General features: G+C 76.4%; 23 protein-coding genes and 2 pseudogenes. 11 read left to right on the top strand and 14 right to left on the bottom strand.

Features of this window, described 5'->3' with window-relative positions; translation table 11 throughout:
* The first annotated feature begins 46 nt into the window (after nt 1-46).
* Entirely contained in the window at nt 47-811 is a 765-nt protein-coding gene (locus tag ET471_RS14160; protein WP_129189345.1) for an SDR family oxidoreductase, read from the top strand.
* A 56-nt stretch (nt 812-867) separates the two neighbouring features.
* Here ET471_RS14160 and ET471_RS14155 read toward each other — a convergent pair whose 3' ends face one another.
* The 3 genes from ET471_RS14155 to ET471_RS14145 form a co-directional block, all read right to left on the bottom strand.
* Nucleotides 868-1,620, bottom strand: coding sequence for a DNA alkylation repair protein (locus ET471_RS14155; protein WP_129189343.1), 753 nt, complete (start codon nt 1,618-1,620; stop codon nt 868-870).
* 18 nt (nt 1,621-1,638) lie between these two features.
* Nucleotides 1,639-2,052: a hypothetical protein gene (locus tag ET471_RS14150; protein ID WP_129189341.1), complete on the bottom strand. Its 414-nt coding sequence runs from the start codon at nt 2,050-2,052 to the stop codon at nt 1,639-1,641.
* 94 nt (nt 2,053-2,146) lie between these two features.
* Nucleotides 2,147-2,593 (bottom strand): SRPBCC family protein, encoded by a 447-nt coding sequence (locus ET471_RS14145; RefSeq protein WP_129189339.1) that lies wholly within the window; start codon nt 2,591-2,593, stop codon nt 2,147-2,149.
* Between the two features lie 136 nt (nt 2,594-2,729).
* On the opposite strand from ET471_RS14145, the pseudogene ald reads away from it, so the two are divergent.
* A pseudogene (gene ald / locus ET471_RS14140) lies at nt 2,730-3,841 on the top strand (alanine dehydrogenase).
* A 147-nt stretch (nt 3,842-3,988) separates the two neighbouring features.
* Complete coding sequence (locus ET471_RS14135) at nt 3,989-4,942, top strand: FUSC family protein (RefSeq protein WP_129189337.1); 954 nt, start codon at nt 3,989-3,991, stop codon at nt 4,940-4,942.
* 70 nt (nt 4,943-5,012) lie between these two features.
* On the opposite strand, the gene ET471_RS14130 is transcribed toward ET471_RS14135, so the two are convergent.
* Both ET471_RS14130 and ET471_RS14125 read right to left on the bottom strand, forming a co-directional pair.
* Nucleotides 5,013-5,639, bottom strand: a complete 627-nt coding sequence (locus ET471_RS14130; protein ID WP_129189334.1) for an FMN reductase — start codon at nt 5,637-5,639, stop codon at nt 5,013-5,015.
* A gap of 10 nt (nt 5,640-5,649) precedes the next feature.
* A complete protein-coding gene (locus ET471_RS14125; RefSeq protein ID WP_129189332.1) occupies nt 5,650-6,849 on the bottom strand; it encodes an LLM class flavin-dependent oxidoreductase in 1,200 nt (399 codons plus the stop codon).
* Between the two features lie 367 nt (nt 6,850-7,216).
* Here ET471_RS14125 and ET471_RS14120 point away from each other — a divergent pair.
* Nucleotides 7,217-7,473: pseudogene (locus ET471_RS14120) on the top strand (RNA polymerase-binding protein RbpA); the annotation flags it as partial.
* A gap of 254 nt (nt 7,474-7,727) precedes the next feature.
* Here the strand turns inward: ET471_RS14120 and lnt are convergent.
* The 9 genes from lnt to ET471_RS14075 form a co-directional block, all read right to left on the bottom strand.
* Nucleotides 7,728-9,443 carry an apolipoprotein N-acyltransferase gene (gene lnt / locus ET471_RS14115; RefSeq protein ID WP_129189330.1) on the bottom strand — a complete coding sequence of 572 codons (1,716 nt, stop codon included), beginning with the start codon at nt 9,441-9,443 and terminating at the stop codon, nt 7,728-7,730.
* A 184-nt stretch (nt 9,444-9,627) separates the two neighbouring features.
* Complete coding sequence (locus tag ET471_RS14110) at nt 9,628-11,295, bottom strand: amidohydrolase (RefSeq protein ID WP_129189328.1); 1,668 nt, start codon at nt 11,293-11,295, stop codon at nt 9,628-9,630.
* Between the two features lie 84 nt (nt 11,296-11,379).
* Nucleotides 11,380-14,304, bottom strand: a complete 2,925-nt coding sequence (locus ET471_RS14105) for a DEAD/DEAH box helicase (RefSeq protein ID WP_129189326.1) — start codon at nt 14,302-14,304, stop codon at nt 11,380-11,382.
* Between the two features lie 4 nt (nt 14,305-14,308).
* Entirely contained in the window at nt 14,309-15,400 is a 1,092-nt protein-coding gene (locus ET471_RS14100) for a diacylglycerol/lipid kinase family protein (protein WP_129189324.1), read from the bottom strand.
* A 53-nt stretch (nt 15,401-15,453) separates the two neighbouring features.
* Entirely contained in the window at nt 15,454-16,227 is a 774-nt protein-coding gene (tatC, locus tag ET471_RS14095) for a twin-arginine translocase subunit TatC (protein WP_425356558.1), read from the bottom strand.
* A gap of 3 nt (nt 16,228-16,230) precedes the next feature.
* Entirely contained in the window at nt 16,231-16,500 is a 270-nt protein-coding gene (gene tatA / locus ET471_RS14090; protein WP_129189322.1) for a Sec-independent protein translocase subunit TatA, read from the bottom strand.
* A 93-nt stretch (nt 16,501-16,593) separates the two neighbouring features.
* Entirely contained in the window at nt 16,594-16,977 is a 384-nt protein-coding gene (locus ET471_RS14085) for a hypothetical protein (RefSeq protein WP_129189320.1), read from the bottom strand.
* A 10-nt stretch (nt 16,978-16,987) separates the two neighbouring features.
* A complete protein-coding gene (locus ET471_RS14080; RefSeq protein WP_129189318.1) occupies nt 16,988-17,971 on the bottom strand; it encodes a helix-turn-helix transcriptional regulator in 984 nt (327 codons plus the stop codon).
* Nucleotides 17,964-19,067, bottom strand: a complete 1,104-nt coding sequence (locus ET471_RS14075) for a helix-turn-helix transcriptional regulator (protein ID WP_129189316.1) — start codon at nt 19,065-19,067, stop codon at nt 17,964-17,966. The genes ET471_RS14080 and ET471_RS14075 overlap by 8 nt, the downstream gene beginning before the upstream one ends.
* A 34-nt stretch (nt 19,068-19,101) precedes the next feature.
* Between ET471_RS14075 and ET471_RS14070 the strand changes: the two genes are divergently transcribed.
* From ET471_RS14070 to ET471_RS14040, 7 genes are read left to right on the top strand one after another with little or no spacing between them, the layout of a single operon-like run.
* Nucleotides 19,102-20,259, top strand: coding sequence for a DUF3866 family protein (locus ET471_RS14070; RefSeq protein ID WP_129189314.1), 1,158 nt, complete (start codon nt 19,102-19,104; stop codon nt 20,257-20,259).
* Between the two features lie 9 nt (nt 20,260-20,268).
* Nucleotides 20,269-20,958, top strand: a complete 690-nt coding sequence (locus ET471_RS14065) for a DUF4129 domain-containing protein (protein ID WP_129189312.1) — start codon at nt 20,269-20,271, stop codon at nt 20,956-20,958.
* Nucleotides 20,955-21,530: a hypothetical protein gene (locus ET471_RS14060; RefSeq protein WP_129189310.1), complete on the top strand. Its 576-nt coding sequence runs from the start codon at nt 20,955-20,957 to the stop codon at nt 21,528-21,530. Before ET471_RS14065 ends, ET471_RS14060 begins: the two co-directional genes overlap by 4 nt.
* Nucleotides 21,527-22,510: an AAA family ATPase gene (locus ET471_RS14055; RefSeq protein ID WP_129189308.1), complete on the top strand. Its 984-nt coding sequence runs from the start codon at nt 21,527-21,529 to the stop codon at nt 22,508-22,510. Before ET471_RS14060 ends, ET471_RS14055 begins: the two co-directional genes overlap by 4 nt.
* Nucleotides 22,507-23,811 carry a DUF58 domain-containing protein gene (locus tag ET471_RS14050; protein ID WP_129189306.1) on the top strand — a complete coding sequence of 435 codons (1,305 nt, stop codon included), beginning with the start codon at nt 22,507-22,509 and terminating at the stop codon, nt 23,809-23,811. Before ET471_RS14055 ends, ET471_RS14050 begins: the two co-directional genes overlap by 4 nt.
* Nucleotides 23,808-24,344 (top strand): hypothetical protein, encoded by a 537-nt coding sequence (locus ET471_RS14045; protein ID WP_129189304.1) that lies wholly within the window; start codon nt 23,808-23,810, stop codon nt 24,342-24,344. Before ET471_RS14050 ends, ET471_RS14045 begins: the two co-directional genes overlap by 4 nt.
* A complete protein-coding gene (locus ET471_RS14040; protein WP_129189302.1) occupies nt 24,341-25,021 on the top strand; it encodes a GNAT family N-acetyltransferase in 681 nt (226 codons plus the stop codon). Before ET471_RS14045 ends, ET471_RS14040 begins: the two co-directional genes overlap by 4 nt.
* The last annotated feature ends 26 nt before the right edge of the window (nt 25,022-25,047 follow it).

The raw sequence follows: 25,047 nt of genomic DNA, 5'->3' as shown, positions 1-25,047 counted from the left end.
GGTGAGGGGCAGGCGAAGGGCCCGCCCCCGCAGACCGGAGGTAGTCATGAAGGTCGTAGTCATCGGCGGCACGGGCCTGGTCGGGTCGCAGGTCGTCGCGCTGCTCACGGCGCAGGGTCACGAGGCCGTCCCGGCCTCGCCGGACTCGGGCGTCGACACCGTCACGGGCGCGGGCCTGGCGGAGGCGTTCGCGGGCGCCGACGTCGTCGTCGACCTGACGAACTCGCGCTCGTTCGCCGACGACGACGTGATGGCGTTCTTCACCACGTCGACGGCGAACCAGCTCGCCGCGGAGGCGGCCGCGGGCGTCGGGCACCACGTCGCCCTGTCGATCGTGGGCGCCGACCGCGCCCCGGAGAGCGGGTACCTGCGCGCCAAGGTGGCGCAGGAGCGGCTCATCCACGACGGTCCCGTGCCGTGGACGGTCGTGCGGGCCACGCAGTTCTACGAGTTCCTGCCGGCGATCGCGGACTCCGCCACGAGCGACGGCGTCGTCACGCTGCCCACGGGCGCGTTCCAGCCGCTCGCGTCGAGCGACGTCGCCGCGGCGGTCGCGCAGGCCGCGGTGGCCCCGGCGTCGAGCACGACGATCGAGGTCGCGGGCCCGGAGCGCTCCGCGATGGACGCGGTGGTCCGCTGGGCGCTGGCCGCGAAGGGCGACCCGCGCACGGTGGTGGGCGACCCCGAGGCCCGGTACTTCGGGACGCACCTGGACGAGACGACGATCGTGCCGGTCGGCGACGACGCGCACCTCGCGTCGACCACGCTGGCGCAGTGGACGGAGCAGCGCGCGGCGGCCGTGGCGGGCTGAGCCGCGCCGTCGGCGCGGGCGTCCCGGCGACCGGCCGGGGCGCCCGCGCCCTCGCGCTACAGGGCGCGCAGCCGCGCCCGCTCGGCCGGGTCCAGGTGCTCGGTCGCGTAGCTCAGCGCCGTGCGCGGCATGCGTGCGGCGTGCTGCTCCAGGAAGTCGAGCAGCGTTGCGCGCGACACGCGCTTGCCGACCTCGCGCAGCATCCAGCCGACCGCCTTGTGCACGAGGTCCGCGCGGTCCCCCAGCAGCCGGGCGGCGTACGTCAGCGCGGGGCCCGGGTCGCCGGCCTTGGTGAACGCGAACGTCGCGAGCATCGCCACCCGCCGCTGCCACAGGGACGACGACGACGCGAGCGGGTCGAGCACGGCCGCGACGTCGTGCGCAGGCGGCCCGAGCAGCCAGTCGCCGACGAGCCACTCGGCCGAGGAGTCGACCAGGTCCCAGTTGTCGACCCGCCCGGCGCGGACCGCGTCGAGGTAGCGGGCGTGCAGCGCGGCGCGCTCGGCGTCGTCGCGCGTGCGGACCCGCGAGGCGCGCTGGTAGCGCGCGACAAGCACGAGCAGCGCGGCGGCGCGGTGCTCGTGGACGGGGCTGTCGAGGAGCACCGACGCCTCCGCCGGCGGCATGCCGGCGGCGCGGCGCACGAGCGCGCGCACCTGCGGCACGGTGACCCCGGCGATGACGTCGCCCTCGCCGTACTGGCCGGGACCCGTCTGGAGGTAGGTCGCCACCGTCGCCGCCCGGACGGGGTCGGCGAGCGCGTCGATGGCGGCGGCCAGGGCGGACGCGGTCAGGAGCTCGTCGCTCACGGTCGGCCCCGGGCCGGCTCAAGCGGCCAGCGCGTGCCCGACGGCGCGGACCAGGCCGGTGGTGCTGAGCGCGCCGCGGCGGTACCGCTCGACGGCGTCGGAGAGCTCGGCCGCGTTGCGCGCCCGGAGCGAGGCGGGGCGGCCGTGGCCCGTCCACACGGGGCGGTCGAACACGGCCTCGCGCACGGCCGGCCCGCGGAACAGGCGGCCCGGCAGGGAGGCGCGCTGCGGGCCGGCCTCGAGCGGGTCGCCGTGCGGCGGCGCGCCGGGGATGCGGGCCAGGAGCGAGGGGCGGTACCGGGCGCCGGGATCCCACCGTCCGGCGGGGGGCTCGGACGCGCGGACGCCGCTCGTCGCGCGGGGCACGCCCACGGGCTCGGGGCGTCGCACGGTCGCGGTCGCCGTGGGGTCGACCCCGGGATCCTCGGCCATCGTCGCTCCTCCCGCGCGGCGCCGGAGCCGCGTCCACCCGTCGTCCCGCCCCATTGTCCCGCACGTGCGACCTGCGGCAACAGCCCCGCGGGGGTCAGGCCTCGGCGAGCGCGGCCAGCCGGTCGACGGACGCCTGGAGCTTCGCCGGCGTCGTCGCCCGGGCCCGCTCGAACCGCTTCTGGTCCGTCAGCCCGGTCCAGTCGTAGGTGTGCGTGACGCGGGTGGTGGCGTCGTCGAGCGGCTCCAGCTCCCAGCGCCACAGGTGGCCGGGCTGCGGGGCGGCCACGGGCGCGGGCCTCCACGCGATCCGGCGGCCCTCGGCGAACTCCACGACGTGGTTCTGCCGCACGGTGCCGCCCGTGTTGGTCATGAGGAACGAGTCCCCGACGGCGTGCACCCGCTGCCCGGGCGCGGCCTGCGACAGGTTGCCGTTGCCGTCCCACTCGGGCTGCCGGGCCGGGTCGGCGATGAGCTCGAAGATCGCCTCGGCCGGGGCGGACACCACCCGGCTCGCGGACACCACACGCGTCTCGTCGGTCATGCGCCCATCCAACCACCGCCCCGCGGGGGGCGGCGTGTCGGCATGCGCCAACCCGGGGGCGGGCCGGGTCGGTTCGGCCGAGAATCGTCAGGACTGACCACGGCCGCCGCGGCGGCCCCGTCCGGGAGGCCCCCGCATGCGCATCGCCGTGCCCAAGGAAGTCAAGAACAACGAGTACCGCGTCGCGGTCACGCCCGCCGGCGTGCACGAGCTCGTCCGGCACGGCCACAGCGTCCACGTCGAGGCGGGCGCCGGCGCGGGGTCCTCGATCACCGACGACGAGTACCGCCACGCGGGCGCCACCATCGAGCCCGACGCCGCCACCACCTGGGCCGCGGGCGAGCTCGTCCTCAAGGTCAAGGAGCCCGTCCCGGCCGAGCACGGCTTCCTGCGCGAGGGGCAGGTGCTGTTCACCTACCTCCACCTGGCCGCCGACCGGGACCTCACCGACGAGTTGCTCGCCCGCGGCGTCACGGGCATCGCGTACGAGACCGTGCAGACCGACGCCGGGGCGCTGCCGCTGCTCGCGCCCATGTCCGAGGTCGCCGGGCGGCTCGCCCCCAGGTCGGCGCCGCAGCCCTCCTCAAGGCCGCCGGCGGGCGGGGCCTCCTGCTCGGCGGCGTGCCGGGCGTCGCGCCCGGGCACGTCGTCGTCCTGGGCGCGGGGGTGTCCGGCATGAACGCGGTGCGCGTCGCCGTCGGCATGGGTGCCCGTGTCACCGTCGTCGACCGGTCGGCGCGGGCGCTCGCCGCCGCGGACGACCGCTACACCGGGCGCGTGCAGACCCTGGCGTCGAACGCGTGGGAGATCGAGCGGGCCGTCCTCGACGCCGACCTGGTGGTCGGCGCGGTGCTCGTCGCGGGCGCGAAGGCGCCCGTGCTCGTGTCCTCCGACCTCGTCGCGCGCATGCGGCCCGGGTCGGTGCTCGTGGACATCTCGATCGACCAGGGCGGCTGCTTCGAGGACTCGCGCCCGACGACGCACGCCGACCCGACCTACCGCGTGCACGGCTCGACGTTCTACGCGGTGGCGAACATGCCGGGCGCGGTGCCCAACACGTCCACGCGCGCGCTGACGAACGTCACGCTCCCCTACGCCGTCGAGCTCGCCAACCTCGGCTGGAGGGCGGCCATGGGCGCCGACCCGACCCTCGCGCGCGGGCTGAACACGCACGCCGGCGTCGTGACGCACGAGGGCGTCGCGGAGGCGCACGGGCTGGACCTGACCCCGGTCGGCACGCTGCTCTGACGCGGCGACCGGGCCGCCGCGCCGCCGGCCGGTGCCACGGACGGCGACGCGCCGCGACGTTCGGCGACGCGCCGCGACGTTCGGCGGCGGGTCACGGGGCTCCGCGGCTGCCGCGCAGTGCCCCACGCGCGGACGTAGCGTCGAGCCGTGACGGCGGCCGGGTGGGTCCGGGGGTTCGTGCGCGCGACGGTGCTGGTCGCCGTCGTGCTCGTCGTGCCCGTGGCCGCGGGCGCCGTCGTCGGGGGCACGGGCGGTGTCGGCGTGAGCGTGTGCGCCGCCCTGTACGTCGTCCTCGTCGCCGTGCGCGCCGGCTGGGGACGGGCGCTCGCGGCCCTGCCGGTCATCGCGGCGGCCGTGCTCGCCGGCGGGGTCCTGGCCTACTCGGGCGCCTGGGTGGCGCTGCTGGCGGCGCTCGCGGCGGCCGCCGGGGCGGCGACGGTGCGCGGGCTGGGCGTGCCCGCGCTGCTCGTCGGCGCCGCCGCGGCCAGCGCTCCCCCGCTGCCCGCGGACGCCGACGCCCTCGCCCGCGTCGCCTGGGTGCTCGCCGTCGGCGCGTACGTCGTGCTCGCCGCGCGGGCGCTGCGTCTGCCGCGCGTCGTACCCGTGCCCCTGCTACCGCGGCGGGTCGCGGCCGTCGTCGCCGTCGTCCTGGCCGCCGTGGTCGGTGCCTGCGCGCTGCTCGCGCAGGCGAGCGGCAACCGCTACGGGTACTGGGCGCCTGCCGCGGCGTTCCTCATGGCGCTGCCGGTCCCCGGCCTGCGCGTGTCACGCGCGGCCCTCCAGCGCGTGCTCGGGACGGCCGCCGGCGTGGCCGCCGGGGTCGGCGTCGCCACGCTCGGGGTGCCGCTCGGCGTCCGGCTGGCGCTCGCGGCGGTCGGCATCGTCGTCACGGTCGCGGTGCCGCGACCGCTGTGGCTGTCGGTCGGGACGACGTCGCTGGCGCTCGTGCTGCTGCTCGACCCGGGAGGGTCGGGCCTCGTGGTCGGCGAGCTGCGCCTGCTCGCGACGGCGGTGGCCGCCGTGCTCGTCCTCGCGGGCGTCGCGGTGCTGGTATGGCTCGTGCCCCGCCTGGCGCCTGCGAGGGGGACGCCCGCGACATGACGGTGGCCCCCGCCTCCTCGAGGGAGACGAGGGCCACCGGGCTCAGGCCGTCACAGGCCGCCGTCGGGCGTCACAGTCCGCCGCGGGCCAGCAGGTCGGCGAACGACGGCGTCGCGTCGAACTCCGACGCCGGCGGGGCGGGGGTGCGCGCCGCGACCCGCTCCGCGAGGTCCGCACCGGCGCGCGCGATGCGCTCCGGCAGCGGGTTGACCCGGTCGGCCTCGCCGGCCCAGTCGTCCGTGGCGGCGAAGACCGCCGTCGGCAGGACGTCCGCGTGCAGGTAGGTGAACAGCGGCCGCATCGAGTAGTCCAGCGCGAGCGAGTGCCGCGGTGTGCCGCCCGTGGCGGCGAGCAGCGTCGGCAGGTCGCGCAGGGCGTCCTTGTCGAGGATGTCGACGAACGACTTGAACAGCCCCGAGTACGTGGTGGTGAACAGCGGCGTGACGGCGATGAGCCCGTCGGCCGCGTAGAGCCGGTTGAGGGCCGTGGCCAGGTTCCCGGTGGGGAACCCGGTCAGCATGGCGTCGACGACGGCGTGGGCGTGCTCGCGCAGCTCGACCGACTCGACGTGCACGGTGTGCCCGGCCGCCTCCAGGCGGCTCACGGTCGCCTCGGTGAGGCGGTCGGCGAGCAGCCGGGTCGACGACGGGTTGGAGAGCCCGGCGGAGACGACGACGAGGGTGCGGTCGGTGGTCATGGCGCGGTCCTCACAGCCCGAACGCGCGGCCGGCGGTGGGCTCGAGGTGGGCGGGGTCGCCCTCCTCGGCGCGCAGGCCGGTCCAGCGGTCCTCGGTGCCACCGACGTGCGTGTCGCCCGCCTCGCCGGCCGCGTGGGCGGCGGCGACGCGCTCGGCGTGCGTGGGCGGGTCGAGCGGGACGTCGGCGGCGGGGCGCTTGGCCTCGACGATCCGGCGCAGCTCGGGCACGATCTCTCCGGCCAGCAGGTCGATCTGCTCCAGCACCGTCTTCAGGGGCAGGCCCGCGTGGTCGATGAGGAACATCTGCCGCTGGTAGTAGCCGACCTCCTCGACGAACGACGCGTACCGGTCGATGACCTGCTGCGGGGAGCCGACCGTCAGCGGCGTCTCGCGCGTGAAGTCCTCCATCGACGGGCCGTGCCCGTACACGGGCGCGTCGTCGAAGTAGGGGCGGAACTCCTTGACGGCGTCCTGGCTGTTGGGGCGCACGAACACCTGGCCGCCGAGGCCGACGATCGCCTGGTCGGCGCGGCCGTGGCCGTAGTGCTCGAACCGCTGCCGGTAGAACGCGATCATCTGCTTGGTGTGCGTCATCGGCCAGAAGATGTTGTTGTGCAGGAACCCGTCGCCGTAGAAGGCGGCCTGCTCGGCGATCTCGGGGCTGCGGATCGAGCCGTGCCACACGAACGGCGGCACGCCGTCGAGCGGGCGCGGGGTGGACGTGAAGCCCTGCAGCGGGCTGCGGAACTTGCCCTCCCAGTCCACGACGTCCTCGGTCCACAGGCGGCGCAGCAGCGCGTAGTTCTCGATGGCGAGCGGGATGCCCTGGCGGATGTCCTTGCCGAACCACGGGTAGACCGGGCCCGTGTTGCCGCGGCCCATCATCAGGTCCATGCGGCCGTCGCTGATGACCTGGAGCATCGCGTACTCCTCGGCCAGGCGCACCGGGTCGTTGGTGGTGATGAGGGTCGTCGCCGTCGACAGCGTGATGTTCTTGGTGACGCCCGCCAGGTAGCCGAGCATCGTCGTCGGGCTGGAGGCCACGAACGGCGGGTTGTGGTGCTCGCCCGTCGCGAAGACGTCGAGGCCCGCCTCGTCCGCGTGCTTGGCGATCGTCAGCATGTTGCGCACGCGCTCGGTGTCGTCCGGGGTGTGGCCGGTGGTCGGGTCCGTGGTGACGTCGCTGACCGAGAAGATTCCGAACTGCACGGTGCTCAGCTCCCTGATCGAAGAAGGTTCATGCATCCGCATGGACTGGCCGGGTCAACCAGGCCGTCGTCGCGTTCATTCCCGCCGCACAGTCTGTCCTCTCCGGGGCGCTCGCGGCACCCGGCACGGCGCCGGACGGGGGCGATCTGCGTGGCATGTGTCACGACGGCGTCCGTGAGACGCCGTTCGGTTTGCGCACGAGCGGGAAACCCGCGACGCTCGTCTGCGGTAGCCGACGCGGGCTGTGGCGCGCGTCTCACTTGATGGCGGAACAGGACGTCACGTCACGACGTTGGACCTCTAGACCCCCGCCTGTCCCGGCCCCCACGGGCCGCACCACGAACCCCCGACATCCCAGGAGGACGACATGCCTGACCGGTCCCTGCGCGGTATGAGCATCGGCGCCAAGAGCATGGAGTCCGACGAGGGCGTCGACTTCGCCCCGCGTTTCCAGGCGTACTACGACTGCCCCAACGGGCACACCATCATCCTGCCGTTCGCCACCGACGCCGAAGTCCCCCGGTGTGGGAGTGCCGCTGCGGCGAGGAGGCGCTGCTGCGCGACGCCGAGAAGCCGGAGCCGAAGGCCACGAAGCCGCAGCGCACGCACTGGGACATGCTCCTGGAGCGTCGCACGGTCGCCGAGCTGCAGGAGCTGCTCGACGAGCGCCTGGAGCTGCTGCGCGCGGGCAAGCTGCGCCGCGGCGCCTGAGGCGACACGCCCCGTCCGACCACGCGAAGGCCGGCACCCCGACCGGGTGCCGGCCTTCGTCGTGCCTGGGTCGCAGTCGCGGCCGACGCGACGGGCCGGGCCTCGCTCCCCCGGCGCGGGACGCCGTCGGGCGCCGGGGAAGGTCTCGACGCCCCGCGACGACGACCTCAGGCGGTGGGCTGCTCCCTCGCCACGTCCGCGGCCGGCGCGGGGGCCGCGGGGCGGCGGCGTCGGCGGGCGACGCCGTAGCCGAGACCGCCCAGGGCGAGCAGGCCGCCGGAGGCGGAGACGACCCAGCCGGGCCAGTACCCGGCCGCGGTCGCGGGCGTCCAGGTGGTGCGCAGCGGCAGCAGGGCGGCCAGGCGGTCGGAGGTGAACAGGCCAGTGCGGGCCACGAGCGTGCCGTCGGGGGCGACGACGCCGCTGACGCCCACGGTGGAGATCTGGACCGTCGCGCGCCCGTTGGCGATGGCCTGCAGGCGCGTCATCTGGAGCTGCTGCGTGGACTGGGCGGTGACGCCGAAGGACGCGTTGTTGGTGGGCAGGACGAGCACCTCGGCGCCCCGGCGGGTCGCGTCGCGCAGGATCTCGTCGTAGGCGACCTCGAAGCAGATCGCGACGCCCACGCGCACGTCGCGCCCGAGCCGTGGCACGGGCAGGTCGACGACGGGTGGGTTGGTCGCGGCGAACATGTCGGTGGTGACGCGGTCCACCTGGTCGCTGAAGAGGCGGAACAGGGGCCGCCACGGGATGAACTCGCCGAACGGGGCCGGGTGCTGCTTCGCGTACCGCTGGGTGACGCCCTCTCCGGACTGCCACAGCAGCAGCACGTTGTAGCGGCCGCCGCCCTCGGGGTACTCCTGGGAGCCGACGAGGATCGGCGCGTCGACGCGGTCCGCGGCCTGGTCGAGGCTGCGCGCGACGCTGGGGTTCTGCTGCGGGTCCCACGCGGCGGAGTCCTCCGGCCACAGGACGACGTCGAGGCCCGGGTGGTCGGCGCCGGCGGCCGCGCGCGCGGCGACGTCGTCGGCGAGGTCCCGCGTGCCGGCCAGATGGTTGTCGAGGACGCCGGCGGCGTTGTCGGACGCGTGCCCGCCGATGACGGGCACGCTGCCCTGCACGGCGCCGACCTGCAGCACGCCGCCCTGGGCGACGGAGGTGCCGGCGTCGACGAGCTGCGAGCGGTCGGGGACGTCGACGTCCGCGGTCACGGGCGGGCTGTCGACACCGGTCAGGCCCGCGGCGTGCGGCAGGGGCAGCGCGACCGGTCCCAGCACGGCGGCGACGCCGACGACGGCGCACACGACCGCGGGCGCGACCCGGCGGCGGGCGACGGCGGTGACCGCCAGGACGAGCAGGGCCCCGGTGGCCGCGAGCAGGAAGGACACGAGCGGCACCCCGCCCAGCCACGCGGCGCGCGCCGTCGGGGCGCCGGCCACGGACCAGGCCAGGCGGCCCCACGGGAACCCGCCCCACGGCACCTCGGAGCGCCACTGCTCGACCGCGGTCCACAGCGCCGCGAACGCGAGCACGTGCGCCCACGGGCGGCGGGTGACGAACGGCAGGCGGCGCGCCCACGTCCACGCCGCGCCGAACGTCGCGAAGCCCAGGGCGCCCAGCAGGCCGAGCGCGAGCCACGGCACGAGCGCCGTGGCGTAGTACGCCCACCACACGTGCGGCAGGAAGAACGTCAGCCCGGCGACGAGCCCGACGAGGAACCCCCACCCGGCGTGGTCGCGGCGCAGCGCCAGGTGCAGCACGGCGACGGCGACGATCGTCAGCGGCCAGAGGCCGACGTCGGGGAACGCCGCCCACATCGCCACGCCCGCCACGGGCGCGAGCAGCAGGCTGACAGCCCGGGACTCCAGGAACGAGGGACGCACGCCCGCAGCGTACGTGAGGAACCCGACCGCTCCGGGGCCGCACGGCCAGCCCCGCGCACGCCCTGTCGCGGGGCGGGCCCCACGCCGATCGGAACGATGTTTCGGGATCGGAACGTGCGATGCGCCGCACGTTCCGATCCCGAAACATCGTTCCGATCGGCCCGGCCAACGGCCGACGGCCGCGTCAGGCGAACGTGTCGTAGATCGGGACGCCCGCGCGCACCGTCTGCAGGCACTCCGGGGTGCGGGCGTCCGGGTGCAGGTCCGGCAGCACCGGCTGTCCCGCGCGGGCCTCCGCGCTCCACGACGTCAGGCCGCGGCCCGACGACAGCACCCCGTACGAGTCCGCCCGCCACACCGCCAGGTGCGCCGGAGCGCCCACCGTGAGCTCGCCCGCGCCCGTGCCGTCCAGCCCCGCGAGCCGCCAGCCCGCCCGCGTGTGCGCCCGGAACGCCGCCCGGCCCGAGAGCCGCTGCTCGGCGTCCTCGTGCGACACCGCCGCCCGCACCGCCTGCCACGGGTCCAGCGGCGTCACCGGCGCGTCCGACCCGAACGCCACCGGGATGCCCGCCCCCGCCAGGTCCGCGAACGGCGACATGTTCCCCGCCCGCGCCACCCCGAGCCGCTGCTCCCACAGCCCGTCGCGCCCGCCCCACGTCGGCTGCCACGCCGGCTGGATCGACAGCGACACCCCGTACAGCAGCAGCGCCGCCAGCGCGGACGCGTCGACGAACAGCGCGTGCTCCACCCGGTGCCGCGCCGCACGCAACGGCCCCGGACCCAGCGCCTCCGCCGCGACCTCCAGGCCCAGCACCAGCAGGTCCATCGCCCGGTCCCCCACGACGTGGAAGCCGCCCTGCACGCCCACCGCCGAGCACGCCGCCAGGTGCGCCCCGATCTCCGCCGCGCTCAGGTACGCCAGCCCGTCCCCGTGGTCGCCCGTCAGCGCGCTGCCCGGCACCGGCCGGTGGTCCGTGTACGGCAGGCGCAGCGCCGCCGTGCGCGCAGCGATCGACCCGTCGACGTTCACGTCCCCGCCGATGCCCGTCAGGAACGGCAGCTGCGCCATGAGCTCGCGCGCGTCGTCCGCCGACTCCACCAGCTCCCCGCGGTACGCCACCACCTGCGGCACCAGCTCGTGCTCCGCCAGCCACACCAGCTCGCGCAGCCCGTCGCGCGTGTCCGTGTGCGGGGCGCTCATCTCGTGCACCGCCACGATCCCCAGCTCCGCGGCCCGCGCCAGCGCCACCCGGTACGCGCGCGTCCGTCGCGCCGGCGGCAGCGCCTGCGCGACGTCCCGCGCCACGCGCAGCGCCTCCCCGATCACGACGCCCGACCCGTCCCAGCCGGGCAGCCGGTCGAGTCCGGCGCTCGCGGCCAGCGAGGTGGACACGACGGCGTGGTGCACGTCGGCGTGGGTGGCGTAGACGGGCCGGCCTCCGGCGGCGGTGTCGAGCTCTTCGCGCGTGAGCGGCGTGCGCTCGGGCCATGCGGCCTCGTCCCACCCGAACGCGAGGAGCACCTCGTCGCCGTCGGGGTCGGCGGCGTCGAGGCGGCGGGCGCCCGCCGCGATGGCGTCCAGCGCGGCGGCGCGCTTGGGCGCGCCGGCCGGGGACAGGTCGACGGACTCGAGCGCGAGGCCCGTCTCGAGGGTGTGGACGTGCGCGTCGACGAACCCGGGCGCGACGAGGGCGCCGTCGAGGTCGATGACGCGGTCGGCGCGCGCGGCGAGTCCGGCGGCGGTGTCCTCGGCGCCGATCCAGGCCACGACGCCGTCGTCGACCAGCAGGGCCTCGGCGAACGGGTCCGCGGAGGAGTGGATGAGACCGTTGCGGTACAGCGTCGACGTCACGGTGCTGAGACTAGGGCAGAGTCCCCCGCTCGGTGGTGCCGGCTGGCTCGCGTCCGGCGAGGTCGGACGGGTGAGGCTCGGCGGTCAGAGGCTGGAGTAGGCGACGACGCCGCGCAGCACGGCGTCCTGCGCCTTGCGGGCGGTGGCGCGCAGCGCGGGCTTGGGGGCGGCCTGCCCGAGCTGGTCGAGGACGTCGACGACCTGCTTGCACCAGCGCACGAAGTCGCCGGCGGCCAGGTCGGTGCCGCGCAGCACGGCGTCGAGGCCCTTGCCTGCGGCCCAGCGGTGCACGGGGGCGACGATGCCGAGGTCGAGCGGGCCGGTGGCGTCGAGCCCGTTGGCCTCCTCGAGATCGGTCACCTCGGACCACACGCGCACGGTCGCGTCGAGTGCCTGGGCGAGGCGGCCGTGCGGCCCGCCGGGCACGTACGGCTCGCCGGCCTCCTCGCGGCGCCCGGCGTAGACGACGGTGGAGACGGCGGCCGCGAGGCCGGCGGCGTCGAGGCCGTCCCACGCGCCGCGGCGCAGGCACTCGGCCAGGAGGAGGTCGTTCTCGGCGTAGACGCGGCGCAGCCAGGCGCCGTCGGCGGTCGTGGTGAGCTCGCCGTCGGCGGACCGGTCGAGGTAGCGCAGCGTCTCCAGGACGGTGCACGTCTTGTCGAAGGTGCGCGCGACGGTGCCGGTGCGGCCCTCGATGCGCTGGACCAGGCGGGCGTGCTCGGCGGCGAGCTGGTCGTGCCGTTCGGCCCAGCGGGCGTGCTCGTCGCGGTCGGGGCACGTGTGGCAGGGGTGGGCGCGCAGCCGGGACCGCAGGGAGGCGAGCTCCTTGTCGGTGGCGGCGTCGGACCTGCGTCCGGGGCCCTGCGCGGGGCGCGACCCGCCGGGACGCCGGGAGCCGGCATCTCGCGGGGACCCCGGGGCGTCACGGAACGCGCCGAGCGCGTTGCGCATGGTGGAGGCGAGGTCGCGGCGAGCGTCGGGGCGGCGGGGGTTGAACGCCTTGGGGATCTTGACGCGGGCGACGACGGTGACGCCGCCGGGCGCGTCGGCCAGGGTGAGCTTCTTGACCTGCTTCTCCTGGGTGAGGACGGTGGGGCGGGGCCCGTCGAAGCCGCGGTCGTCGTGGCCGGGGTCGAGGACGAGCACGTAGCCGCGGCGGCGGCCGCTGGGCACCTCGACGACGTCGCCGCGCTTGAGGTTCTCGAAGGAGGCGACGGCGTCGGCGCGCCGGGCGCCGGTGGCGGCGCGGGACAGCTCCTTCTCGCGTGCGGAGATCGCGCGGCGCAGGCCCATGTACTGGGCGAAGTCGCCGCGGTCGCAGGTCATGGCCTGCGCGTACCCGGCGAGGGCCTCGGCGTGCGCCTGCGCCTGCTTGGCGAGGCCGACGACGCCCCGGTCGGCCTGGAACTGCGCGAACGACGTCTCGAGGACCTCGCGGGCGCGGTCGTGACCCACCTGGGAGACGAGGTTGACGGCCATGTTGTACGTGGGCCGGAACGAGGACCGCAGCGGGTAGGTGCGCCGGGAGGCGAGGCCCGCGAGGGCGACGGGGTCGAGCCCGACGTGGTCGACGACGACGGCGTGCCCCTCGACGTCGATGCCGCGGCGCCCGGCGCGGCCGGTGAGCTGGGTGTACTCGCCGGGGGTGACGGGCTGGTGCGCGGTGCCGTCCCACTTGACGAGCTTCTCGAGGACGACGGACCGGGCGGGCATGTTGATGCCGAGCGCGAGGGTCTCGGTGGCGAACACGATCTTGATCAGGCCGCGCGCGAAGAGGTCCTCGACGGTCTCCTTGAACACGGGCAGCAGCCCGGCGTGGTGGGCGGCGATGCCGCGTGACAGAGCCTGGAGCCACGTCCAGTAGCCGAGCACGTCGAGGTCCTCGGGCGGGATGGTGGCGGTGCGCTGCTCGACGAGCTGGCGGATCTCCGTCTCCTCGGCCGGGGAGGTCAGCCGCAGCCCGGCGGCGAGGCACTGCTGGACGGCGCCCTCGCACCCGGCGCGGGAGAAGATGAAGTAGATCGCGGGCAGCAGGGCGTCGGCGTCGAGGGCGTCGACGACGGCGAACCGGGGCGGGGTGCGCCGCTGCGGGGCGAGCCCGGCGCCGGCGGGCCGCTGCCCGGCAGGGCCGCCGCGCCCGCGGTACCCGCGGTCCCCGCCGCGGCGCCCGTCGCCGGCCGTGGGGCGCCGCCCGGAGACGCGGAACACCTCGTGCAGCTCGGGGTTGATGGGCGGGTTGACGCCGGGGTCGGTGGGGTCGACGTGCCCGGCGTACAGGTCGTACATGCGCGGGACGCCGCGCGGCTCGCGAGAGGAGACGACGACGTGCTGCCACAGCGGCACGGGCCGCCGCTCGGAGACGACGACGGCGGTGTCGCCGCGCACCATCTCGAGCCAGTCGCCGAACTCCTCGGCGTTGGACACGGTCGCGGACAGGGAGACGAGCTGGACGTGGTCGGCGAGGTGGATGATGACCTCTTCCCACACGGGCCCGCGGAACCGGTCGGCGAGGTAGTGCACCTCGTCCATGACGACGAACTGCAACCCCTCGAGGGTGCGCGACCCGGCGTAGAGCATGTTGCGCAGCACCTCCGTCGTCATGACGACGACCGGTGCCTCCCCGTTGATGGTGGTGTCCCCCGTGAGCAGGCCGACCTTGTCGGGGCCGTGCCGGCGGGCGAGGTCGGCGTACTTCTGGTTGGACAGCGCCTTGATGGGCGTGGTGTAGAACGCCTTGCCGCCCTGGGCGAGGGCGAGGTGGACGGCGAACTCGCCGACGACGGTCTTGCCCGCACCGGTGGGGGCGGCGACGAGGACGCCCCGCCCGTCCTCGAGGGCCTGGCAGGCGGCCACCTGGAAGTCGTCCAGCTCGAAGCCGAGCACGCTGCGGAACTCGGCGAGCCGGGTGCCGGAGCCGACCTGGGAGCGAGTGGTGCGGGCGCGGGAGGCGGCGTACCGCTCGGCCGGGCTCAGGTCCTCGGGAAGCGCAGCGTCGTCGGCGGCAGGCATGCCGTCAGCCTACGGGCGGGACGAGCACCCTCAGCGCACCCGCGCGCAGCTCGGCGCGCACGGGCAGGGTGCCCAGGTGCTCGCCGTCGCCGAACGCGGACGGGAGGTGGTCGGCGCCGTCGGCGGGCTCGACGATGACGGCACGGGCGCGCACGACCCGCACCTGCGGGTGGCGCAGGTGCCTGCCGGCGAGCAGGAGCGGGAAGAGGCGGGACGCCCCGGCGCGGCCGACGTCGCCGGCGAGGACGACGTCGAGGAGGCCGTCGTCGAGGGCGGCGTGCGGGGCGACGGGGATGCCGCCGCCGATGGTGGACCCGTTGGCGGCGGTGACGAGCGCCCCGGCGGAGTCCCACAGCAGGCGGCGGCCGTCGCCGTCGGCCTCGGGGCCGAGGTCGGTGAACCCGGGCAGGGTGAGCAGCGCGGCGAGCGCGGCGGCGTCGGCGGCGACGTGCTCGAACGTGAGCCGGTAGCGCCACGCCCGGTAGGCGAGGATCTCGCGCAGGGCGGCGACGACGTACCGGGCGGACCCCTTGGGGCGCAGCATCGCGTTGGCGCGCTCGTTGACGGCGGCGTCGAGGCCGGCGGACACCGCGCCGGCGACCCAGCGCACAGGCTCCTCGGCGCTCTCCTCGGGCTGCTTGCGGTGCGAGAGCCCGGACCCGGTGACCTGGACGACGTCGACGGCCCGCGTCCCGGCGGCCCCCGCGGCGAGCGCGGCGAGGAGCGCGTCGGTGCCGGCGACCGGCTCGGCGACGGGCAGGCCGAGCGTGCTGGCGAAGTCGTTGCCCGTGCCGACGGCGACGACGCCGAGCGGGGTGCTCGTGCCGGCGACGGCCTGCACGCCCAGGTGCACCATGCCGTCCCCGCCGACGACGACGAGGGCGTCGAGCCCGTCGGTCACGGCGCGGCGGGCGTGCTCGAGGGCGAGGTCGGCGCTGTGCCCGGACAGGTCCCACACGTCGTGCCCGGTCGCGACGAGCCGGTCGACGACGTCGCGGCCCACGCGCGCGCCACGCCCCTTGCCCGCGGTGGGGTTGACGACGACGCCGAGGCGGGCCGCTGCGGCGGCGGCGTGGCGGTGAGGGGTGCCTGGCACGGCGAGAACCGTACCCGACCGGCGCGCGGTGCTCCCGGTCGGGCGGGCCCCGGTCAGGCCGGTGCGGCGACGCGCCGGTTGTCGGCGCGCCGGTCGTGCAGCACGGCCACGCCGAGCGCGGCGAAGTAGAGCAGGCAGATCGGCAGCGCGACGAGCAGCATCGTCCACGCGTCGGGGGTGGGCGTCATGACCGCCGCGAACAGGAACGCGACGAGCACGGCCCACCGCCACCCCTTCGCGAGGGTCTCGTGCCGCAGCACGCCGGCGACGTTGAGCCCGACGAGCAGCACGGGCAGCACGAACGAGAGGCCGAACGCGATGAGGAGCCGCATGACGAACGTCAGGTACTCCTGCGCGGTGAAGAACCCGTTGATGCCGTCGGGGATGAACTCGGTGAGCATGGCCACCGCGTGGGGCAGCACCCACCACGCCAGGGTCAGCCCGCCGAGGAACAACGGCACGGACGCGCCGACGAACGCGTACGCGTACCCGCGCTCCCGCCGGGTCAGGCCGGGGGTGACGAACGCCCACAGCTGGTAGAGCCACCAGGGCGCGGTGACGATCGCGGCGAGGAACAGGGACGCCTTGACCTGCATGTCCAGCGGGGAGCCGAGCGCGGTGAAGTTCAGGGCGATCTGCTTGCCCTGCTCGCTGCCCGCGAGCTCGAGGGGGCGCTGCAGCAGGGCGAGCAGCGGGTCGTAGAGGAACCACCCGCCGACGGCGCCGACGACCAGCCCGAGGGACGCCAGGAAGAGCCGCTTGCGCAGCTCCAGGAGGTGCTCGCGCAGCGGCATCCGCCCCTCGGGGTCGCGGCGGGCACCGGCCACCGGCTAGGCCTTCGGGTGGTTCGGGTCGACCGTGCCCGGCAGCGGGCCCTGGTCGGTCGACGCGGGCGGTGCCGGCGCAGCGGGCGGGGTGGCCGGCGGCGCCGCCGGGGCGGGCGTGCCGTCGTCGGTGAGGTCCTTGATCTCCTTCTTGAAGATCTTCAGCGACTCGCCCACGCTCTTGGCCAGGCCGGGGAGCCTGTTCGCCCCGAAGAGCAGGAAGATGACGACCAGCACGAGGATGATGTGCCAGGGCTGCAGTCCGCCTCGAAGCATGGGTGGTTCCTTCCGTCAAGCGTGCACCGTCGCCGTGGGGACGCGGTGCGACCGCCGCGATGCGATCAGGCCGGTCGGTGCGATCCTACGCGGTCAGGGACGCCCCGCGGTCGGCCCCGTGGCACCCTCGCGGCCACCCTTGCGGTCCGCGAGCCAGGCGTCCAGCGACCAGCCGCGGGCCGTCGCCCACCACCGCTCCCGGCGGGCGTCCGCCCGCGCGGCGCGCGCCGCGCGGAGCAGCGTGACCCGCTCGCGCAGCACGACCGGGTCGTCGAACAGGGTGGGACCCGTGTCCGGCGGGTTCGCCGCGGCCGCGGCGGCGGCGTCCCCGATGCGCGCCGCCGCCGCACCCAGCACCTCCGCGGCGTCACCGGCCGCCCGCGCCAGCCGCACCCCCGTGCGGAACAGGTCGCGCGCCAGGAAGAACGCGCCCACGAGCGTGCCCACCACCAGCACGCCCCAGATCAGCCACCACATGCGCGTCAGCCTACGAGCCGGGCTCGCCGTACGCGGCCAGCGCCGCCCGCGCCGACGCCGCGACCTCCGCCGCGACGTCCGCCGGCTCGACCGCCAGCACGTCCGGCGCCGCCGCCAGCAGCACGCTGCGCAGCCACGCCGGGTTCGAGATCCGCAGCCGCAGCGCGAACGCCCCGTCCGCCAGCTCCGTGACCGCCTCCGTCGCGAGCTGCTCGGCCAGCCACCGCGCCGGCGACGCGAACGTCACCGTCACCGTCGTCGCACCGCCGGCGCTCGCGGCGGACGCGGCGACGTCCTCGTCGCGGTCGACGGCCGCGATGCGGTCGGCGTCTGCGGGCTCGTCGAGCACCGTCGCGGCGAGCACGCGGTCCAGGCGGAAGGTGCGGCGGTCCTGCGCGCGGCGGCACCACGCGAGCAGGTAGGCGGCACCGTCCTGGGTGAGCAGGCGGGCGGGGTCGACGTCCCGCTCGCTGACGACGTCGGACGCCGTGACGTACCGGATGCGCAGGGCGCGCCGGTCGGCCAGCGCCGCGGTGACGGCCTGCAGGACGGCGGGGTCGCCGTCGTGCGCGATCCGCACGTCGACGGCGGACGCCGCCTCGCCCGTGGCGGCGGACAGCTTGTCGAGCGCGGACCGCACCAGGGCCGTGCGCTCCGGGTCGGCCTGCACGGGCGGGGAGTCCACCAGCGCGCGCAGCGCCGCGACGAGCGCGATCGCCTCCCGGGTGCCGAGGCGCAGGGGGCGGGTCAGGCCGCGCGACTCGGTCAGGTGCACGACGCCGCGCTCGACGGCGTCGGCGTCGAAGTCGATGAGGTCGTCCGGCCAGTACCCGGGCGTGCCCGTGACCCACAGCTGGTCGACGTCGTCGCGGATCTGCTTCTCCGTGACGCCGAACCGGTCGGCGAGCTCCGCGACCGGCACGGGCCCGTGCTCGTCCAGGAACGCGACCAGGCCCAGGAGCCGCACCAGGCGGTCGTCGGCACGCTCAGCCACGGGACGCCTCCTCGTCGTGCTCCAGCGCGTCCAGGGCCGCGGCAGCCCGCAGGCGCCGCACCACCTCCGCACGCAGCTCCGGCGGGGCGAGCGCCACGACCGCGTCCGCGTACCCCGCGAGCTCCTCGGCCAGCGTCGTCGCCGACGTGAACGGCACCGCCACCAGGTCCCAGCCCGCGGGCGCCTCGTGCGGCGCGTCCGCAGGCAGCGCGACCGCGCGCGCCCGCACCGCCGACGCCCGTTCCGGCACGACCGCCAGCACCGCCGTGCGCGGGCGCCCCCTCGTCCCCAGCACCGCGTCCACGTCCACGTGGTCCGGGATCGCGAACGCCGCCGGCGTCGCACCCACCCGCACCCGCCCCTCGATGCGCGACAGGCGGAACACCCGCGGCGCACCCCGGTCCACGTCCCGCCCCACCAGGTACCAGCCACCGCCCCGGGCGGCGATCCGCCACGGCTCCACCGTCCGGTCCGCCAGCACCCCCGTCGACGCCGTCCGGTACCGGAACCGCACCACCCGCCGCTCCGTCACCGCGTCCAGCAGCGGCCCGTACGCATCTCCTACGGCCCGGACCCGCGGCGCCAGGCCCGCCAGCGCGTCCACCTCCGCCGGGCCCGCCGCGCCGAGCCCGTGGGCGCCTGCGGCGCCGAGCCCGTGGGCGCCTGCGGCGCCGGGCCTGTGCGCGCCTGCGGCGCGGAGCTTCGTCATCGCCCGCGACGTGTCCGTCCGCAACGTCTTGTCCCCCCACAGCTGCGCCGCCAGCGCCAGCACCCCCAGCTCCGCCGGCGTCAGGTCGATCGGCGGCAACGCGTACGCCTCGTTGTCGATCCGGTACCCCACGTCGTCGCTGTGCCCGCCCGCGTCCACCGTCACCACCGGCACGCCCAGCGACCGCAACGTGTCCTTGTCCCGCTCGAACATCCGCTCGAACGCCTCGAGGCTCGGCGCGTCCCCATACCCCGACACGCCCCGGCGGATCTGCTGCTTGGTCATCGACACGCTCGTGTTGACCAGCGCGATCACAAGGTTCAAGAGCCGCTCCGCGGGCGGCACACCGGCCGGGGACACCCCGGCGCCAGGAAGGTCAGCAGACATCAGGTCGAGGCTAGCCGCCCGGTAGCCTCGAGGCGTGATCACCTGGCGAACCGGCACCGTGGTGTCGCGCGGAAAGACCTGGGGCGCCGCCAACGGCAGCGCCCGCGAGCTCGACGTCGACCTCGACCGGCCCCTCCCCGGCCACGAGGCCCACCGCGTCCGCGCCCTCGCGTACACCGCCCTCGTCGGCGACCCCGCCGAAGGCGACACCCTCCTGCTCAACTGCTCCGCCCTCGCCCGCCAGCTCGGCACCGGCGGCTACGCCCTCGTCGTCGGACCCGTCGGCACCCTCCCCGCCGACCCCCGGCCCGGACCCGGCCACCTCGTCAAGGCCCGCTACACCCCCCTCCAGGCCATGGTCCTCGGCGTCGACGAACAAGAGTCGCCCCACCACCACACCCTCCAGGACGCCGACACCCTCGACGGCCTCCCCGTCGTCGTCGCCGACCTCCACTCCGCCCTCCCCGCCGTCGTCGCCGGCGCCCGCCACGCCGCCGCCCTCGCCGGCCGCCCCGCACCGCGCATCGCCTACGTCATGACCGACGGCGGCGCCCTGCCCGCCGCCTTCTCCCGCACCGTCGCCACCCTCCGCGACCACGACTGGCTCCGCACCACCATCACCGTCGGCCAGGCCTTCGGCGGCGACCTCGAAGCCGTCACCACCCACACCGGCCTCCTCGCCGCCCACCTCGTCACCCACGCCGACCTCGCCGTCGTCACCCAAGGACCCGGCAACCTCGGCACCGGCACCCGCTGGGGCTACTCCGGCGTCGCCGCCGGCGAGGCCGTCAACGCCACCACCACCCTCCACGGGCAAGCGGTCGCGTCCCTCCGCGTCTCCGGCGCCGACCCCCGCGACCGCCACCGCGGCATCTCCCACCACTCCCTGACCGCCTACGGCCGCGTCGCCCTCACCCCCGCCGACATCCCCCTGCCCGTCCCCACCCACGACCTCGAGAACCTCCCCGCCTGGGGACCCGCCCTCACCGCCCGCCTCCGCGACCAGATCGCCACCCTCGCCAGCCACCGCATCGTCCCCGTCCCCGCCGACCAGCACCTCCTCGCGGCGCTCGCGGCCTCCCCCGTACGGCTCTCCACCATGGGGCGCGGGCTGGACGCCGACCCGGCGGCGTTCGTCGCCGCCGCCGTCGCGGGCGTCCACGCGGAGGGACTTGCCGCCGCACGTCGCTAGGCTGCGGGCGTGCGCAGGCGACTCCTCCCCGTGATCGGCGTCGTCGCGCTCCTCGCGGCCGTCGTCGTCGCGGCCGCCACCGGTTCGGGGTGGACGATGATCCCGCCCGGCGCACAGCTCGCCGTCGAGCCGGCCGTCGCCCCACCGCCCCCGACGCCGCTGCCCACCCTGAGCCCCGGACCGGCCGACCCCCACGACACCGGGATCGACTGGCTCCTGGGCGTGCTCGTCGCCCTCGCGATCGTCCTGCTCCTGCTCGTGCTCGCGGCCACCGCCCGCCGCGTCGGCGCCTGGCGGCGCGCCGAGAAGATCGAGCCCGTCGACGTCGACCACCTCGAGAGCGGCCTGGGCATGCCCGGCAGCGCGATCGACCTGCCCGTGCTGGCCGACGCCGTCGATGCCGCGCTCGCCCGGCTGGACGCGGCCGCGACGCCCACCGACGCCGTGGTCGCCGCGTGGGTGTCGCTCGAGGACGCCGCCGCGACGCACGGCTGGGAGCGGCACCCCTCGGAGACGAGCACCGAGTTCACGTCCCGCCTGCTCGGCGTCTCGCCCGCCCCCGCGCCGCACACGGCGACGCTGCGCGGGCTGTACCAGCAGGCGCGCTTCACGACCCACCCCGTCGCGCCGGGCGACGTCGCCCGGGCCCGGACGGCGCTCGAGGCCATCGCCCGCGCCCTCGAGGGGAGGCCCGCGTGATCCGCCGCAGCATCCTCGTCGTGGTCCTCGCCGCGACCGTGGGCGTCCTGCTCGTCGCCGTGGGCGGCGCCGACGTCCCCCACGCCGTCCTGCTGGTCGTGCTGGCGCTCGCCGGGTTCCTCGCCCTGGGCGGGCTGCCCTCCCTCGACGCGCCGTGGCCCAAGCCGCCCACCGAGAACAGGCCGGGCGGCCGCAAGGACGTCAGCGAGCTCTCGTGGGCGGCGTTCACGCGCGACGGGCTCGTCACCGAGCGCGTCCTGCGCCGCGTGCGCCTCATCGCCGCGCGCCGGCTCGCGGACCACGGCGTGCTCTGGGACGGCCGGCTCGGCACCGACCTGGACGGCTGGGGTCGCGACGACCGCGACGCCGCCGAGCACCGCGAGCAGGCCGCCGCGCTGCTCGGCCCAGACCTGCTCGCGTCCCTCAGCACGGCGCGCGCGGTCACGCCGCGCGCCCTGGAGGCCTGGTTCCGCGAGCTCGACCGGCTGGTCGAGGCGCCCGCCGCGGCACGCACCCCCGACGACCCCACCCCCGAAGACCCCGCGTCCGACCCTCCGAGGAGCCCTCGATGACCACCCCAGACACCGCCCCGCTGGCCGTCACCCAGGTCGCCGAGCTCGGCAGGCGGGTGCTCGACGAGGTCGGCACCGCCGTCGTCGGCATGCGCGACACGCTCGAGATCGCCCTCGCCACCCTGCTCGCGGGTGGGCACGTGCTGTTCGAGGACGTGCCCGGCCTCGGCAAGACCCTCGCCGCGCGCTCGCTCGCCACGGCCCTCGGCCTCGACTTCGCGCGCCTCCAGTGCACGCCCGACCTGCTGCCCTCCGACATCACCGGCTCGTCCGTGTTCGACCCGGCGTCGCGCGCGTTCGAGTTCCGGCCCGGGCCCGTGTTCACGGGCCTGTTCCTCGCCGACGAGATCAACCGCACGGCCCCCAAGACGCAGTCCGCGCTGCTCGAGGCCATGGCCGAGCGGCAGGTCTCCGTCGACGGCGTCACCCGCCCGCTGCCGCGGCCGTTCCACGTCGTCGCGACGTCGAACCCCGTCGAGTACGAGGGCACCTACCCGCTGCCTGAGGCGCAGCTCGACCGGTTCATGGTGCGCCTCGCCGTCGGGTACCCCGACCGCGAGCAGGAGTCCGAGGTGCTCCTGCGCCGCGTCGCCCGCCGCCAGGAGGCCGCACCCGTGAGCTCCGTCGTCGACGCCGCCATGGTGCTCGCCATGCAGGCCGGCGTCGAGGCCGTCGAGGTGGACCGCGACGTCGTGCGCTACTGCGTCGACCTCGCCGCCGCGACGCGCGAGCACTCCTCGCTCGAGGTCGGCGCGTCGCCCCGCGGCTCGCAAAACCTGCTGCTGCTCGCCCGCGCCGTCGCCGTCCTCGACGGGCGCGACTACGCCCTCCCCGAGGACGTCAAGCGCGTCGCCGTGCCCGTCCTCGCCCACCGCCTCACGCTCACGCCCACCGCGTGGGCGTCCGCCGTCCGGGCCGAGGACGTCGTCCGGGACCTGCTGCGCACCGTCGCCGGGCCCGCCACCGTGGCCCGGGCGTGACCCGGACCTGGCGTCCCACACAGGCGGCGGCCGTCACGGTCGCCGTCGGCCTCGCCGTGCTCGTGGGCGGCGTCGTCACCGGGCAGGCCGACGTCGCGCTCGTCGGCGTCCCGCTCGTCCTCGCCGTCGTCCTCGGCCGCGCCCTACGACCCGCCGGGACCACCACCGCCACCTTCGAGACCGGCGGACCCACCGAGGTGCCCGGCCTCATCGAGGAGACCCTCCACCTCGAGCCCGCCGCCGGCGCCGACGTCGTCCACGTGCGCGTCTTCGCCCCCGGGCACCGGCCCGTCGAGGCCGTCGTGCCCGCCGGACCCGCCCGCGACCTCACCGTCCGGCTCGCCTCCGAGCGCACCGGCCCTCAGCGCACGTTCCACGTCGACGCCCGCGCCCGCGGACCCCTCGACGGGGCCACCGAGGACGCGGCCACTGCCCGCGCCGCCGACCGGCTCGTGCTCCCCGAGGCCTCCCGCCTCGGCCGCGTCCCCCTGCCGTCGCGCCTGCGGGGCCTCACCGGCCCCCGCACGTCCCGCCGCCTCGGCGACGGCGCCGAGCTGCGCGACGTCCACCCCATGGCCCCCGGCGACCGGCTCCGCCGCGTCGACTGGCGCGCCACCGCCCGCATCTCCCCCTCGCTCGAGTCGCTCCACGTGCGCCGCACCTTCGCCACCGCCGAGGCGTCCGCCGTCCTCGTCATCGACTCCCGCGACGACGTCGGCCCCGACCTCCACACCTGGCGCGGCACCGAGCCCCAGCGCGTCGACGAGCCCACCTCGCTCGACCTCGCCCGGCACGCCGCCGCGTCGGTCGCCGCCGCCCTCGTCGACGCCGGCGACCGCGTCGGCCTCGAGGATCTCGCCCGCCGACGCCGCCCCCTCACGCCCGCAACCGGCAAGCGCCACCTGCGCCGCATCCTCCACGCGCTCGCGCTCGCCGCGCCCGTCGGCGACCCCACCCAGCGCGTCCGGCCGCCCCAGGTGCCCACGGACGCGATCGTCTACCTCTTCACCACCCTGCTCGACGCCACCCCGCTCGCCCTCGTCGAGCAGTGGGCCGAGCGCGGCATCCCCGTCGTCGTCGTCGACACGCTGCCCGCCGTCCGACCCGTCACCGAGAAGCACCTGCGGCTCGCCTGGCGGATCACCACCATGGAGCGGGCCGACCGCACCCGGGCGCTCGAAGCGCGCGGCGTGCCCGTGCTGCGCTGGGCCGGGCGCGAGCGCGACCAGGCGGCCGCGCGCTTCGAGGTGCTGGTCCGGTCCGCGGAGCGGCACCGGCCCGTCGCGGGAGCCCGGCGATGAGCCGCCCGCTGCCGCGCGTCGAGGTGGAGCTGCGGCGCTGGGTGCCGGGCTGGGCGCTGCGCGTCGTCGCCGTCGTGGTCACGGCGGGGACGGTGGTCCTCGCCACGGCCGGCGCGTCAGCCGCCGGCGGCCTCGCGGTCTTCCTGCTCTTTGTGGCCGCCGCGATCGGTGGCTGGGTCGCGTGGCGACCCGGCGCCGCGCCCGCGCTGCTCGGTGCCGTCGTCACCGCGTTCCTGCTCGCGTTCACGCCGTCCGACGGCCGGGCCTCCGCCGCGCTCTGGCTGGCACCGCTCGCCTACCTGGGCGTGCGGCTGTGCGTCTGGGCGGCCGCGACGCGCCCCACCGCCCGCGTCGAGCTCGGGGCGCTCGCCCGCTCCGCCCGCGTCGACGGGATCGTCATCGGGGTGACGGTGCTGCTCGGGGCGGTCGCGTCGCTCCTCGACGGAGGGTCGTTCGCGGGGCTCGTCGTCGGCGCCGTCGCCGTCCTGGGGCTGGTGATCCTCGTGCTGAGCACCGAGGATGGACGACCGTGACCGACGTCCTGCGCCGCTACACGCCCACCGACCGCGACGCGGTCCGCGAGGTCTGCATCCGCACGGGGGCCGCCGGGGGCGACGCCCGCGGCCGCTACAGCGACGACTCGCTCATGCCCGACGTCTACGCCCTCCCGTACGTAGACCTGGAGCCGACGACGGCGTTCGTCGTCGTGCGGACCGACGACGTCCCCGTCCCGCCTGACGACGCCGTGCTGCGCGTCCCCGACGGCGTGCTGGTCGGCTACGTGATCGCCGCCCCCGACACCGTCGCGTTCGTCGACCGCTGGCCGCGCGAGTGGACGCCCGGGTTCCTCGAGCGGCATCCCGCGCCCGCCCCGGCGCCGGAGTCCGGCGGACCCGGGTACACCGAGGCCGCCCTCTGGCGCGACGGCGTCCACCCCGAGCGGATGCTGAGCCCGGGCGCCGAGGTGCTGACCGCCTATCCCGCGCACCTGCACATCGACCTGCTCCCCCGGGCGCAGGGACAGGGCTGGGGCCGGCGGCTCGTCGCCAGGCTCTGCGCGGAGCTCGCCGACCGCGGCGTCCCCGGCGTCCACCTCAGCTACGACGCCGCGAACACCGACGCTCGCGCGTTCTACGACCGGCTCGGGTTCGTCGAGCTGCCCGGCTCGCCCGCCACGGTGCCGCTGCTCGGGCTGCCGACCCGCGGCTGACCGGGCCCGCCCGTAGGGGGCTCTTT

Source organism: Xylanimonas protaetiae, from assembly GCF_004135385.1.
GTDB lineage: Bacteria > Actinomycetota > Actinomycetes > Actinomycetales > Cellulomonadaceae > Xylanimonas > Xylanimonas protaetiae.
Note: the sequence above shows the minus strand (reverse complement) of the source record. Positions and strands in the feature narration are given on the sequence as shown.

What these genes read in the sequence shown, in the direction of transcription:
- ET471_RS14160 (WP_129189345.1), top strand. Translation starts at nt 47, where the DNA reads ATGAAGGTCGTAGTCATCGGCGGCACGGGCCTGGTCGGGTCGCAGGTC.
- ET471_RS14150 (WP_129189341.1), bottom strand. Translation starts at nt 2,052, where the DNA reads ATGGCCGAGGATCCCGGGGTCGACCCCACGGCGACCGCGACCGTGCGA.
- ET471_RS14145 (WP_129189339.1), bottom strand. Translation starts at nt 2,593, where the DNA reads ATGACCGACGAGACGCGTGTGGTGTCCGCGAGCCGGGTGGTGTCCGCC.
- ET471_RS14130 (WP_129189334.1), bottom strand. Translation starts at nt 5,639, where the DNA reads ATGACCACCGACCGCACCCTCGTCGTCGTCTCCGCCGGGCTCTCCAAC.
- ET471_RS14105 (WP_129189326.1), bottom strand. Translation starts at nt 14,304, where the DNA reads ATGCCTGCCGCCGACGACGCTGCGCTTCCCGAGGACCTGAGCCCGGCC.
- tatA (WP_129189322.1), bottom strand. Translation starts at nt 16,500, where the DNA reads ATGCTTCGAGGCGGACTGCAGCCCTGGCACATCATCCTCGTGCTGGTC.
- ET471_RS14085 (WP_129189320.1), bottom strand. Translation starts at nt 16,977, where the DNA reads ATGTGGTGGCTGATCTGGGGCGTGCTGGTGGTGGGCACGCTCGTGGGC.
- ET471_RS14075 (WP_129189316.1), bottom strand. Translation starts at nt 19,067, where the DNA reads ATGTCTGCTGACCTTCCTGGCGCCGGGGTGTCCCCGGCCGGTGTGCCG.
- ET471_RS14055 (WP_129189308.1), top strand. Translation starts at nt 21,527, where the DNA reads ATGACCACCCCAGACACCGCCCCGCTGGCCGTCACCCAGGTCGCCGAG.
- ET471_RS14045 (WP_129189304.1), top strand. Translation starts at nt 23,808, where the DNA reads ATGAGCCGCCCGCTGCCGCGCGTCGAGGTGGAGCTGCGGCGCTGGGTG.